Here is a 12,042-nt window from a genome sequence, read left to right as displayed (position 1 = left end):
TCCCCGGGGGCACCGCCCCGATCCCGCCCGTTCATCCCACGGCACGAAGGAGCAGCAGGTCCGCCATGTCCGAGACGAAGCCTCTCCGGCGTCCCACCCTTCCCTCCCTCACCGGTCTGCGCTTTCCGGCCGCGCTCCTGGTCTTCTTCTTCCATACGGGCCTCAGCGATTCGCCGATCCCACCGAACCGGCCCATCAATCCCTTCGCGGACCCGGGCGTGGCCGGGGCCTATGAGTGGATCTTCGTCAAGGCCGGATACGTGGGCGTCTCCTTCTTCTTCGTCCTCAGCGGCTTCGTACTCGCCTGGGCGGCCCGGCCCGACGAGCGGGTCACCGCCTTTCTCCGCCGCCGGATCGTGAAGATATTCCCCAGTCATCTGGTGATCTGGGCACTGGCGATGATCCTCTTCGCCGGTACGACGGCCACGCCCACCGGCTGGCTGTCCAACCTCCTTCTGCTGCACACCTGGTTCCCTCAGCCCGGCATCAATCTCAGTGTCAATCCGCCCGCCTGGTCGCTCGCCAGCGAACTGCTCTTCTATCTCTCCTTTCCGCTGCTGATCGGTCCGTTGCGGCGGATCGCCGGGAACCGGCTGTGGATCTGGGCCGGCGCGATGGTGGCCGGGACGGTCGCCGTCCCGCTCGTCTCCACGTATCTCATTCCCGCCTCGCCCCGGTCGGCGCTCACCCCCGTGTCCGACACGCAGTTCTGGTTCGGGTATCTCTTCCCGCCCTGCCGCCTCTTCGAATTCGTCCTGGGCATCCTGGTCGCCCGTATCGTCATCGCGGGACGCTGGCCCCGGGCGCTCGGCATGGTGCCCGCCGCGCTGCTGATGGCCCTCGGTTACGGCCTCGCCTGGGCCGTACCGTTCCCGTACGGCTTCGTCGTCGCCACGATCGTCCCGATCGGGCTGGTGATCGGCTCGGTGGCCGTCGCGGATGTCCGAGGGGCGCGCACCCCGTTCCGTCACCGTGCGATGGTCCGGCTCGGTGAGATGTCCTTCGGCTTCTATCTCTGCCAGGGGATCGGTGTCTTCTGGGTACGGTCGCTCTTCGACGACGTGCGGTTCGGTACGCCGGCCGGCTTCCTGCTGATCGCCGGGCTCCTGGCCTCGACCCTGGTGTTCGGCCGGCTGCTGTACGTCTGTGTGGAGCGTCCCGCGATGCGCCGCTGGAGCGGGAGTCCCGGGCGACCGCTGACGGGCCTCCCCGCGCCCGCCGCCTCCGGACCCGACTTCGCACGGGCTCCCCTGCCCAAGGACAGGCTGCCACTCGCAGGGTGAGGCTCCTCGCTGCCCAATCCGTCCGGCCCGCGCGAGACTGGACCCGTCCCGGTTCCCGGGCGGATCCCACAGGGAGGAAGGCCGCCATGCCGCTGACCGACGGCCGCGACGCCCAGGCACCACGCTGGGAGTCGACCCTCGTTCCCGGCCCCGGTGGTACGGGACGTGACGGGATACCGGTACGGATCCACCGGGCCCCGGCCACCGGGCCCGGCCCGCTGGTCTGGGCGCACGGCGGCGGCTGGCGGGCGGGATCCGTCGAGGACTGGCATCCGGCCTGCGCCGAACTGGCGGTCGCGGCCTCGGCCACCGTCATCAGCGTCGGCTACCGGCTCGCTCCCCGGCATCCGCATCCCGCCGCGCTGCTCGACGTACTGGCCGTCATGGACTGGGCCCAGCGGCGCTCCCGCCTGCCGATCGCGGTCGGCGGGGACAGCGCGGGCGGCACCGTCGCCGCCTGTGCCGCCCTGGTGTGGCGCGACGAGCGGCGCCGGCTCGCCGCGCAGATCCTCGCCTACGCGCCCATCGACCCGGGCTGCGAGGAGCCGTCGTACCACCGCGATCCCCGGGCCTTCCCCCACCGGGCCGAGCTGATGGCCGCCTGGCGGGAGTACCGCGGCAGCGCCGCTCGGCATCCGGCCGCGACGGGCCCGGCGCCGCTGTACAGCACTCCGGCCGAGGCCGACGATCTGACCGGACTGGCCCCCGCGATCCTGGCCGTGGGCGCGCTCGACCCGGTCGTCGACGATGTACGGGGCTACGCCCAGCGGCTGCGGGACGCCGGAAACCGCGTCGAACTGACCGAATTCGAGAACGTACCGCACGGTGCCTTTCTCTCCCGCGCCGGATTTCGCCGCCGGCTCGGAACGACCTACGCGAGGAGGACGACATGAGCGGCAGGGGAACGGTGCCCGACCACGCCGGAGCGCTGCTTCGGCACTTCGCCGATCTGCGCGACGGCGTTCACGGTGACGCGGCCACCCGGCAGGGCAAGGAGAAGCTCTTCGCCGCGGCGGCGGAACTGCTCGATCCTTACGCGCGACAGGTGCTCGAAGAGGTCGACACCCATCTGCTGCTGGGGACGGGAGAGGTGGCCGCCACCGGAGTCCGGCGTTCGGGCGACGGCGGAGTGGACTCCCTCTGGACGCTGTCCTGGCCGGAACAGCGGAGGGCCGGTATCAGGCCCATCACGCTTCTCGCCTTCTACGGCGCGCGGTTCCACCACCCGCATCTGCGCGGCGGCACGGTGGGCGAATGGCCCCTCAACGTGTTCAGCCGCGCCCAGGCCGCCGCCGAAGTCCCGGTGATGCGCGCCATCGTCACCGCCGATCTGCACAATCTGGTCTTCCAGCGCGACTACCGGATCGTCCCGGCCACGACGGGCGCCGTGGCGGACGGACCCGCCCGGTGATCTCGCCGCGGGTGGCCGCCGGAACCCCCGCCACGGCGACGACCACGCCGACGACGGCGTGATCGCCCGCCGCCGGACCCGCCGACCCGGCTCAGAGCGTCGCGAGGACCTTGCCCGTGGCACTGTAGAGGACGATGCCGCGGACGATCTCCGGCCCTGACAGGGAGGGTTCGACCGTGGCGTACCAGACACCCCAGCCGGGCGCGCCAGCCAGTTGCAGCAGTTCGGCGCGCACCACCTCGCCGGTCGGTGTCATGATCTCGACACGTGCCGCCTCGCGCGTCCCGTAGTAGATACCGGAGTAGAAGTACCGGTCGCCCACCGGTTCCGCCTGGTAGGTGATTCCCGGCACGCTCGTGTCGAGGTTGCCGTCACTGACACTGCGGAACTGCCCGGGCTGTCCGGGGATGGACCAGTGCTTGCCGTCCTCGGTCAGCCACACCTCCGCGCCGGGCGCGGCCTTCACCCGCTGGTTCGGCTGCACCACACGGGCCGGCCTCATCACCGGTCTCGGGGCGGGCGAGGGCCTCGGCGGCGCCGCTGTGAGGACCGGTGCCGGGAGGGGAGCGGGCGACGTGGTGCCGCGTACGAGGACGACACCCAGCGGTCCCAGCAGCAGGACGCAACCGGCCGTCACCAGGGCCGCGTTGCCGCGCCGGCGCCGGGTGCGGCCGGCCCGCGCGATCGCGGCCAGCGGCGCGGGGGAGGGCGTGACGGCGTGCGCGGCCTCGCTGAAGGTGTCGCGCAGCACGTCGTCGTAGGCACGGCGGCACACGCGCGGGTCCGTGGGGAGGCTCGCGCCGGGGTACGCGTCGTCCGGCGCTCGTTCTGCCTCGGAGGCGGGATTCATGGACGGGCTCCGGTTCCGGCGCCGGTGCCTGGGACGGCCTCGGTGCCAGGGACAGCTCTGGTGCCGGGGGCGGCTGCGCCCCCGGTCGCCGGCACGGGAAGTCGATGGGCGATGACGGGATGGGCGCGCAGTGTCTCCAGCGCGCGCCGGGCATGGGTCTTGACCGTTCCGATCGAGCAGTTGAGCACCTCGGCCATCTCCTGTTCGCTCAGGTCCTCCCAGTAGCGCAGCACCACGACCGCACGCTGCCGGGCCGACAGCGTCTCCAGGGCCTGCATGAGGGCGGCACGCTCCTCGATGTGTTCGGCGTGCCCGGCGTGCCGGCCGTGCACCCGCTCCGGCATCAACGGCGTCAGCAGATGGATGACACGCCGCTTCCGCACCCGGCTGAGGTTGTTGTTGATCAGTGACCGGCGTACATAGAAGTCGACTTCCTCGCGGGGGATGCGCCGCCAGCGGGCACAGACCTTGACGAGGGTGGTCTGCACCAGATCCTCCGCTTCGTGGAAGTCACCGGTGAGCAGATGCGCGGCGCGTACGAGGCGGGGCCAGGCCGCGGCGGCGTACTCGGCGAAGTCGTCGTTCGTGTACGGCACAACCGGCGGTCCCTCGGTTCGAGCGGATTCGGGTGAAGAGCGGAGACGGGGCGCGGCGCTGGGGGAGCGGCGGGGCAGCGGCGGTACGGGTGGGGCCCGGGCTCCCCCGGTGAGCCCGGGCCCCACCCGGCTCTCAGTTGCCCGGGGACTCCAGGGTGGCCAGCACCCTGCCCGCCGTGTCGTACAGCGTGACGCTGCGGATGAAGTCGGCCGGCCGGCCTGTGTCCGTACCTGCGCCGGCGCCGGTACCCGCGCCTTCGGGCCCGAGGACCTCGGCGGGGGAGGGCAGTTCCGTCGTGGCGTACCAGGCGCCCCAGCCGGGCTTGCCCGCCAGCTCCACCATTGAGGCGCGTACGGTCCTGCCCGTGGCGGTGGTGAGCTCGACGCGGGCCGCGGCACGGCTGCCGTAGTAGACGCCGGAGTGGAAGTAGCGGTCGCCCACCGATTCCGACTGACGGGAGACACCGGGCGTGCTCAGGTCGAGGTTTCCGTCGACGACACTGCGGAACTGCTCGTCCATGTCCGGAGTGGACCAGTACTTGCCCTCCCTGGTCAGCCACACCCGGATGCCGGGCCCGGCCTTGACCCGCTCGCCGGGAGCGACGACACGTATGGACGACGTGCGGTCGGTGGTCCGCGCACCCGCGCCGGACGCGGCAGGCGCGCCGGGGGACTTGACGGACGGCACGGAGGCCGAAGGCGTGGAGGATGTTCCGCCCGAGGTCAGCGCGTACGCTCCCGTCGGCACGGCCAGCACCGCCGCCGTGACCGTCGCGGCGGCCACATACTTCTTGATCCGTGTCATGAACGGACAGCTCCTTGTGCGTCGTTGAGTCGGAACGGTACGAAGTGCGCCTCTCCATCCCTTCAAACTCCGGTCGGCACGGGGCCGGATGACACCGGCCGAGAAATTTCTCCGGCCCAGTGCGGCATCCCTGTGCAGCCCGGTTCGGCACCCCTGTATTGGTTGATCTTTCATTGATCTGACACCTGTGGGCGCTCGACGCGTCAACGAGGGCCGGAGAATCTGAGCCGAGCATGTCAATGTGGCCGCGTGCCCCACGCCGCGGTCGATCAGGAGGACGCAGTGAAGAAGAGCTCGCGCATCCGCAAGGCCTCACTCACCTTCGCCAGTGCCATCGCGCTGGTCGTCGCCCTGCCGGGCACCGCACTGGCCGATCCCCCCAGGGCGCTGCCCGCCAACGCGGACGGCCTGGAGCAGACGTTCCAGCCGGCGTACGACTACGACACGGACGGCTGCTACCCCACCCCGGCCATCGGCCCCGACGGGACCATCGCCCCGGGCCTCAACACCAGCGGGGCCGTCAACGGCTCGTGCCGCGACTCCTGGGACCTCGACAACACCAACGGATACGCGCGCTACAAGTGCAACAACGGCTGGTGCGCGATCATCTACGGCCTCTACTTCGAGAAGGACCAGGCCGTGGCCGGCAGCGGGCTCGGCGGCCACCGCCACGACTGGGAGCATGTCGTGGTGTGGGTGCAGAACAACGAGGCCAAGTACGTCTCCACCTCCGCCCACGGCAAGTTCAACATCTACAACCGCGACCAGATCCGCTGGGACGGCACGCACCCCAAGGTCGTTTACCACAAGGACGGCGCGAGCACCCACTGCTTCCGTCCCGCGAACAACAACGACGAGCCGCCGGAGAACCACTACCGCGGCTGGCAGTTCCCGCGCCTGGTCGGCTGGAACGGCTACCCGGCCGGTCTGCGCGACAAGCTGAGCCAGGCCAACTTCGGCAGCGCCGTCTTCGGCCTCAAGGACGGCAACTTCAACTCCCATCTGGCGGGGGCCAAGCCGGCGAACATCCCGTTCGACCCGAACGCCTGACCGGTCCCGGCGAACGGCGGGCAGGGCCGGAGGACGGACACGGTGTCCTCCGGCCCGCCGGCTACCGGAAGATCGCCATGGCCTGCACCTCGAGGACCGCGTCCTCGGCGTTCCAGTCCTGGACCTTGCCGAGGCAGCGGGCCGAGAAGGTGCCCCGACCGACCTCGGTGCGCAGCCCCTCCGTCGCACAGGTGACCCGTACGTGCGGCCCTTCCGCGGGATTCTCCGGGTCGCCGTAGGGCGCCAGGAAGACTGTCGTCTCGGGTGATTCGGAGATCTTCCTGAACCGTCCCCGGATCAGTACGAAGTCCTCGATGTCGCGAAGCCTCACGGTCCGGCGGGAGGCCACGGGTCCGGAGTCCGCCCCGGACCCGCCGCCGGGCAGCGCGGCCAGCGCGCTGTCCAGCGCGCCGTTGCGTCCGACCGCCCGGTTGACGAGATCGACATGGACGATGACACCCTTCTCCTCCAGGACGTCCATGATGATGCCGATCACCGAGATGGGCTCGGCCACTTCGAGGTACTTGCTGACGATCTCGCTGTTGTCGCGCTTGCCGCCGCCCGCGGTCAGCCCGAAGACCTTGGCGTGGACGCTCCCGTCCTTGCTGTCGCTGGTCCGCTGCTCCACCTCCTTGCGGAGGGCCGCCGTGTAACCGCGCATCTGGTAGTGGTCCATGACGGACCTGTCGTGCAGATAGAAGCAGATGCCCGGGATGATCTTCTGCCCGCCCGACCGCCGCCCGCCGAGGAGCAGGGTGAGCGTCAGCACGAGGAGCGCGACGAGGCCGGCCGCGGTCAGCAGCCAGACGAGCATCCAGGGCCACCAGATGCTCCACCACGCCTCACTGGTCACACCCACGTATCTCCTTGAAAGCGCTCAGGAGCGACTGGACGGTGGCGTCGGCCATCCGGCCGCCGGTCGTCCGTGCCGCCCGGTCCAGTGCCGCCGCGCCGGCCTCGCCGTAGCGCACGGTGTACGTGCGTACGGCGCGGACCGCGGCCGGCCGTGCCTCGTAGCGGCGGATGAAGGTGTCGAGATCGATCCCGGCGTTGTTCTCACCGTCCGACATCACCACGATCGAGACGGCCCGGCCCGGCTGCTCGCGGATCTCGTCGGAGACCTTCTCGTACGCGTGGTCGAGCGCGGACCAGACGGCCGTGGTCGTGCCGAAGCCGTCGTCGGACACGAAACCGCGCAGCCGGTCCAGGTCCCGTGGACTCCCGTACGTCACACTCCGCTCGTCCAGCACCCGCCCGGCGAACCTCATGACGGTCAGCGATTCGCCGCGGTAGAACCTGACGAACTTCCCCGAGCGCGAGTCGTCGCCGCCACTGAGACCGTCGAAGGCGGCACGCAGCCGCGCGATGCGCTCGCCGCGCATCGATCCGGAGAAGTCGAGCAGGAAGATCACCCGGGCGCGCCCGTCGCGCCGGGGATCGCCGTAGTCGGCGAGAAGCCGGTCGACCACCCGCTGGTCGTCCGGGAAGTACAGCGCGTTGCCGATGGGCCGGCGCAGCGCCGGAATGCGTGCCACCGCGGGATCGATCGGCCGGCGCAGCGTACGTTCCATGATCTTCTTCTGGACCGGTCCGCTCTTCAGCCACTCCACCAGCCGGTCGTACGCGGCGCGCTCGGCGGGGTCGAGCAGCAGCAGCGGGTAGTCGGACAGCACCATGCCGTCCTTCGGATGGACGATCTCCAGCGGCTCGCGGAGCTTTCCGCCGCCGTTGAGCGCGAGCAGCTCGGACTCGTAGGTGATGAGGGCCTCCAGATGGTCCTGGTCGCGTACATAACCGTCGGCGAGCCGGGCGGAGGAGTCCTCGGCGAGCCGGTGTCCGGCGAAGAAACCGCGCAGCCGGTCGCAGGAGACGTCCTGCGGGCGCAGTACGCCGCCCGTGTCCGCCGCGGCGGTCGCCACTCCGACGAGCGCGGCGAGACCGCTGTTGGCATGACGGGGGTCGGCCATGCCGAACCGCAGGGTGCCCTCGGCGGCGGCGTCCGCCACATCGGCCCAGGAGATCTGGCCGCCGGACGCGGTACGGCGCAGCCGCTCGGCCGTGGCGGGCTTCATCCCGATGACGACGGGCGAGCGCATCGTCGCGGTGGCCAGGGGCTGTTCGCCCTGCTCCCCGGCCGCCTTCCGCTCGAGCTGGAAGTAGCGGTCGGAGGAGAGCCAGGCGAGATCGTGCCGGTACCCGCCCGAGGTCAGTGCCTCGCTCGCGTCCACGGTGCCCCGGTACTCCATCTCCAGCCTGATCCCGGTCTCCCGGCGCAGATCGTCGAGCAGCGGCTCCATGTCGGCCAGCTCCGAGCTGGCGAGCACCCGCAGGGTCACCGGCTCGGGGTCGCCGGCCGAGCACGCGGTGACGGCGGTGCCCAGCAGCAGCCAGACCAGGCAGAGGGAGACAAGGCCTCGTGGCGACCGCGCCGACCGCACCGCGCGCATGGCCCTTGTGCGGGCACCCGCTCTCGCGCGGACAGCGGCAGCGGCGGCGGCGGCCCTCACCCGGGCACCCGCCTTCACCCGGGCGCCCCGGGTGAGGGCGTGGCCGCCGGGCAGCCTCCCACGATCGAGATCATCCGTTCCAGGTACTGGAGTCTGGGCATCGCCGAGCGGGTGTCGTCGCCCCCCATCGACGGGACCGGGATGTTCCGGTCCTCCAGGAACGTGGTGAGCTGGTCGCTCGCGACCTCCCCGGTGGGATCGAGGATCCGGAAGCCCAGCTCCATCGCCCGTCGGCGCAGCTCCGGGTCCTGCGTGATGAGATCGCCGAGCCGGTCGCCCTCCTCGTTGAGCGCGATGAACTGCGGCTGTGTCACGAACTGCGTGGACGGATAGAGCAGCACCCGGTCCGAGTCCAGCTTTCCCGATTCGGCCTGGTACTGCGCCTGATACGTGAGGTACTGGTGCTCGTACGCCACCACGACCGGCGCTATGCCCTTGCCCTCGGGCGAGATGTATGTCCGGAACACATCCGCGCCCGGCAGGCCCTGGTCCATCAGAGGCTTGATGGCCCGCCCGCGCTCGTCCGCCTCCTCGTCGCTGCCGGGCACCTCGTCCGCTCGGCCGTGCCAGGTGAAGGAGACCAGTCCCAGATAGGTCCCCGCCGAGTTGGAGTCGCAGACGTCGGAACTCTGGACGACGATCCGGTTCGCGTTGCTGATCCCGTGGCTCTGGACACCGAGTTCGTTCCACCGCCGCCCCTGGTCGATGCTCGTCAGGAACTTCCGCATGTCCAGCACGTAGTAGAGCGGCCGGCCCGGCCCCGAGCCGCGCTGCGCGGTGGCGATCCCGGCGTCCTCCAGGGACTCGGCGTACTCGCGGTAGGTGGGGAGCACGATGGGGCTGACGAACGGCCGGTGCACCTTCGCGTATTCGTTCGCATCCGCGCGCCGAGTGGTGATCAGATCGCCGGCGGGCTGCCCGGACGGGAACACGAAGTCGTACGAGGAGAGGTCCTGGATGGCCACCTCGCGCGAGCCCGAACTGGTGATGTGCACCCGGATGCGGTGTTTCAGAAGCAGGCGCTGGACCTCAGGGTCCTCGAAGTAGTCCCGTTTGGAGGCCATCTTGCCGTTCAGCGTGACGATCCGTTCGAAGGGCAGCAGGACCTTCCCGTCGGCGGCCAGCGCGGTCACCCCGCTCAGCACGGCGGCCAGCAGGGGCAGGAACACGACGAGGAAGCCGCGCCGCGTCCACCAGGACGACGGCCGCCGTATCTCCAGCCGCGGCTCGCCGACGACAGGTCTGTCCCTGATGACCACGGACACCCTCCCCCGCTGTCCCCTGCCACAGTCATGGACAGCATTTCGCGGCCTGACGCAGAGTCGGGTGAACGGAGGACCAATCCACGGTGAACAGCTCGGCCGGAGGGGCCGTCCGTTCCGTACGCCGCGTCCGGGCGATAGCCCGGTCGGCCGCAGGGACTGTTGTGCCGAGACCGATCCGGGTACCTGGCACTCGCCACGCACCACCCGGAACCGAACCGAAGGAGCCGCAGTGAAGTTCGGTGTATCGACGTTCATCACCGATCAGGGCATCGCGCCGGCCGCGCTGGGACGCGCCGTCGAGGAGCGAGGGTTCGACTCCCTGTTCATCGCCGAGCACACCCATATCCCGGCGGAGCGACGCTCACCCTATCCGGGCGGCGGCGAGCTGCCGGAGATGTACTACCGCACGCTCGACCCGTTCGTCGCGCTCAGCGCCGCCGCCGCGGTGACCGAGCGGATCCTGCTGGGCACCGGTATCGCCCTGGTGGTGCAGCGGGACCCGATCATCACGGCCAAGGAGGTGGCGTCCCTGGACCTGGTCTCCGGCGGACGGGTGATCTTCGGGGTCGGCGTCGGCTGGAACAAGGAGGAGATGGAGAACCACGGCACGGACCCGCGCACCAGGGGCCGTCTCGTGGACGAACGGCTGCGGGCCATGCGGGAGCTGTGGACGGAGGACAAGGCCGAGTTCCACGGGCAGTTCGTCGACTTCGACCCGGTGTACTCCTGGCCGAAGCCGGTCCAGCGCCCTCATCCGCCCCTCTATGTGGGCGGTGGCGAGGCGGCGTTCGCGCGGGTGGCCGCCTTCGGCGACGCCTGGCTGGCCAACAGCCTGCCGCCCGAGGAGCTCGCGGCGAAGATCGCCCGGATGCGGAGCGTCGCGGGCCGGGACGTGCCGGTGACCGTCTACGCGGTGCCGGGGAATCCGGAGATCGTCGAGCGGTACGCGCATCTCGACGTGGAGCGGGTGCTGCTCTATCTGCCGACGAGGCCGGAGGCCGGGACGCTGGCCTGTCTCGACCAGCTCGCCGGTGCCGTGGAACGTTTCCGGTGAGCCGCCCGGCTCCGCCGTGCCGGGGATGACGGGCGGGCAGGCCCGGGAGCGCTTCGTCCGTTCACGGATCGCCCGCCTCGCGACCGTCGACACCTCAGGCCGGCCGCATCTGGTTCCCGTGGTGTTCGCCCTGACCGGTGACACCGTGGCCTTCGCCGTGGACCACAAGCCGAAGCGGTCGGCCCGGCTGAAGCGGCTGGCCAACATCCGTGCCCACCCGGAGGTCTGCCTCCTCGTCGATGGCTACGACGAGGACTGGGACCGTCTGTGGTGGGCCCGCGCGGACGGCACCGCCGCCGTACTGCCACCGGCCGCCGCGTCGGCGGAGGCCACGCGCTACGTGCTCCTGCTGACGGAGAAGTACCGCCGCCAGTACGCCGCCCGCCCGCCGCAGGGCCCGGTGGTGGCGATCACGGTCACCCACTGGTCCGGCTGGCACGCCACCTGACGCCTCCCGCCGACCGGGACCGGCGGGGGAGTGCGGCGGGGGAACTCAGGACCGGCCGGGGAACGGGCCGTCACCCAGGACGGCCGAGCGGTCGGGCAGACCGGCGGCGATGCGCAGCCTCGCGAACTCGACCGCCAGGGCCGCCGGCGGGTAATGGGCGTTGAGACCTCAGAATATTCCAATAACTGCCCACTTGTTTTAAAATTGATCTTGTGAGTGAGATCAATTCAATACCAAATTCGCATTTGATGGTCGGCCCTTATGCTCGCATCTCTGATACGGATGAAGGGCGGGCACCTGGCCTCGATCGACAGTTGCGGACAGTGCACCCGCTTATTGCGTCGCGGGATGCTGTCCAAACACGCGATTGCGCCGGCAATGATAAGTCGGCCTATAAGCCGGAAGTCTTTCGCGACGATTTCGAGGCATGGCTTCAGGGCTTTATCGACGAAGAGAACGACGGCATAGCCGCGTGGGATCTCGACCGCGTCTTTCGCCAGAACATGGACCTTGAACGGGTCATCAAGGCGTACTGCGATGCACACTTCAAACAGAAGCGTCCAAAGCCGGTGTTGTGGCTACCTTCAATGACCCTGGATCTTGCTGATCCAGATGGTCAGACCATTGCGCGTATGGTCGCTGTACTGTGACTTCACCAACTTGCCTTCGGGTCCGCTTCTGCGGACCCCGCAGCAGTTGTGGGAGGAGTGGTTTTTGTGCTCGTCGAGCCATTGTCGTTTCCCTGTTTATTTCTGCTTCTATTATAAACATCC

General features: G+C 69.9%; 13 protein-coding genes. 7 read left to right on the top strand and 6 right to left on the bottom strand.

Features of this window, described 5'->3' with window-relative positions; all coding sequences use genetic code 11:
• Positions 1-65 precede the first annotated feature (65 nt).
• The 3 genes from BFF77_RS07850 to BFF77_RS07840 all read left to right on the top strand — a co-directional run bounded on the left by BFF77_RS07850 (position 66) and on the right by BFF77_RS07840 (position 2,694).
• Complete coding sequence (locus tag BFF77_RS07850) at positions 66-1,283, top strand: acyltransferase family protein (RefSeq protein WP_066945416.1); 1,218 nt, start codon at positions 66-68, stop codon at positions 1,281-1,283.
• An 86-nt stretch (positions 1,284-1,369) separates the two neighbouring features.
• Positions 1,370-2,176: an alpha/beta hydrolase gene (locus BFF77_RS07845; RefSeq protein ID WP_066945413.1), complete on the top strand. Its 807-nt coding sequence runs from the start codon at positions 1,370-1,372 to the stop codon at positions 2,174-2,176.
• Positions 2,173-2,694, top strand: coding sequence for a hypothetical protein (locus BFF77_RS07840; protein ID WP_066945410.1), 522 nt, complete (start codon positions 2,173-2,175; stop codon positions 2,692-2,694). The genes BFF77_RS07845 and BFF77_RS07840 overlap by 4 nt, the downstream gene beginning before the upstream one ends.
• Positions 2,695-2,785: 91 nt before the next feature.
• Here BFF77_RS07840 and BFF77_RS07835 read toward each other — a convergent pair whose 3' ends face one another.
• From BFF77_RS07835 to BFF77_RS07825, 3 genes are all read right to left on the bottom strand, one after another.
• Positions 2,786-3,544 (bottom strand): hypothetical protein, encoded by a 759-nt coding sequence (locus tag BFF77_RS07835; RefSeq protein ID WP_066945407.1) that lies wholly within the window; start codon positions 3,542-3,544, stop codon positions 2,786-2,788.
• The gene (locus tag BFF77_RS07830; protein ID WP_079124932.1) at positions 3,541-4,140 is read right to left on the bottom strand and encodes a SigE family RNA polymerase sigma factor; all 600 of its coding nucleotides are present in this window, start codon (positions 4,138-4,140) and stop codon (positions 3,541-3,543) included. The genes BFF77_RS07835 and BFF77_RS07830 overlap by 4 nt, the downstream gene beginning before the upstream one ends.
• A 133-nt stretch (positions 4,141-4,273) precedes the next feature.
• Positions 4,274-4,945, bottom strand: a complete 672-nt coding sequence (locus BFF77_RS07825) for a hypothetical protein (RefSeq protein ID WP_245703309.1) — start codon at positions 4,943-4,945, stop codon at positions 4,274-4,276.
• A gap of 282 nt (positions 4,946-5,227) precedes the next feature.
• On the opposite strand from BFF77_RS07825, the gene BFF77_RS07820 reads away from it, so the two are divergent.
• A complete protein-coding gene (locus BFF77_RS07820; RefSeq protein WP_066945439.1) occupies positions 5,228-5,995 on the top strand; it encodes an NPP1 family protein in 768 nt (255 codons plus the stop codon).
• A gap of 61 nt (positions 5,996-6,056) precedes the next feature.
• Here BFF77_RS07820 and BFF77_RS07815 read toward each other — a convergent pair whose 3' ends face one another.
• The 3 genes from BFF77_RS07815 to BFF77_RS07805 all read right to left on the bottom strand — a co-directional run bounded on the left by BFF77_RS07815 (position 6,057) and on the right by BFF77_RS07805 (position 9,761).
• The gene (locus BFF77_RS07815) at positions 6,057-6,848 is read right to left on the bottom strand and encodes a hypothetical protein (protein WP_245703308.1); all 792 of its coding nucleotides are present in this window, start codon (positions 6,846-6,848) and stop codon (positions 6,057-6,059) included.
• Positions 6,838-8,442, bottom strand: coding sequence for a substrate-binding and vWA domain-containing protein (locus BFF77_RS07810; protein ID WP_066945404.1), 1,605 nt, complete (start codon positions 8,440-8,442; stop codon positions 6,838-6,840). The genes BFF77_RS07815 and BFF77_RS07810 overlap by 11 nt, the downstream gene beginning before the upstream one ends.
• 74 nt (positions 8,443-8,516) lie before the next feature.
• Entirely contained in the window at positions 8,517-9,761 is a 1,245-nt protein-coding gene (locus BFF77_RS07805; RefSeq protein ID WP_169922633.1) for a hypothetical protein, read from the bottom strand.
• 235 nt (positions 9,762-9,996) lie between these two features.
• Between BFF77_RS07805 and BFF77_RS07800 the strand changes: the two genes are divergently transcribed.
• The 3 genes from BFF77_RS07800 to BFF77_RS32950 all read left to right on the top strand — a co-directional run bounded on the left by BFF77_RS07800 (position 9,997) and on the right by BFF77_RS32950 (position 11,919).
• On the top strand, positions 9,997-10,821 hold the full coding sequence (locus BFF77_RS07800; RefSeq protein ID WP_066945402.1) for an LLM class F420-dependent oxidoreductase: 825 nt from the start codon (positions 9,997-9,999) through the stop codon (positions 10,819-10,821).
• Between the two features lie 16 nt (positions 10,822-10,837).
• Positions 10,838-11,269 carry a TIGR03668 family PPOX class F420-dependent oxidoreductase gene (locus BFF77_RS07795; protein ID WP_066945431.1) on the top strand — a complete coding sequence of 144 codons (432 nt, stop codon included), beginning with the start codon at positions 10,838-10,840 and terminating at the stop codon, positions 11,267-11,269.
• A gap of 212 nt (positions 11,270-11,481) precedes the next feature.
• The gene (locus BFF77_RS32950; protein ID WP_141698388.1) at positions 11,482-11,919 is read left to right on the top strand and encodes a recombinase family protein; all 438 of its coding nucleotides are present in this window, start codon (positions 11,482-11,484) and stop codon (positions 11,917-11,919) included.
• Positions 11,920-12,042: the final 123 nt, after the last annotated feature.

It is taken from the genome of Streptomyces lushanensis, assembly GCF_001700515.1.
Taxonomy (GTDB): domain Bacteria; phylum Actinomycetota; class Actinomycetes; order Streptomycetales; family Streptomycetaceae; genus Streptomyces; species Streptomyces lushanensis.
This window is presented reverse-complemented; position numbering and strand designations above follow the sequence as displayed.

Bases quoted from the DNA above. Each gene is read 5' to 3' on its own strand.
- BFF77_RS07810 (WP_066945404.1), bottom strand. From the start codon at position 8,442: ATGCGCGCGGTGCGGTCGGCGCGGTCGCCACGAGGCCTTGTCTCCCTC.
- BFF77_RS07845 (WP_066945413.1), top strand. From the start codon at position 1,370: ATGCCGCTGACCGACGGCCGCGACGCCCAGGCACCACGCTGGGAGTCG.
- BFF77_RS07840 (WP_066945410.1), top strand. From the start codon at position 2,173: ATGAGCGGCAGGGGAACGGTGCCCGACCACGCCGGAGCGCTGCTTCGG.
- BFF77_RS07825 (WP_245703309.1), bottom strand. From the start codon at position 4,945: ATGACACGGATCAAGAAGTATGTGGCCGCCGCGACGGTCACGGCGGCG.
- BFF77_RS07850 (WP_066945416.1), top strand. From the start codon at position 66: ATGTCCGAGACGAAGCCTCTCCGGCGTCCCACCCTTCCCTCCCTCACC.
- BFF77_RS07835 (WP_066945407.1), bottom strand. From the start codon at position 3,544: ATGAATCCCGCCTCCGAGGCAGAACGAGCGCCGGACGACGCGTACCCC.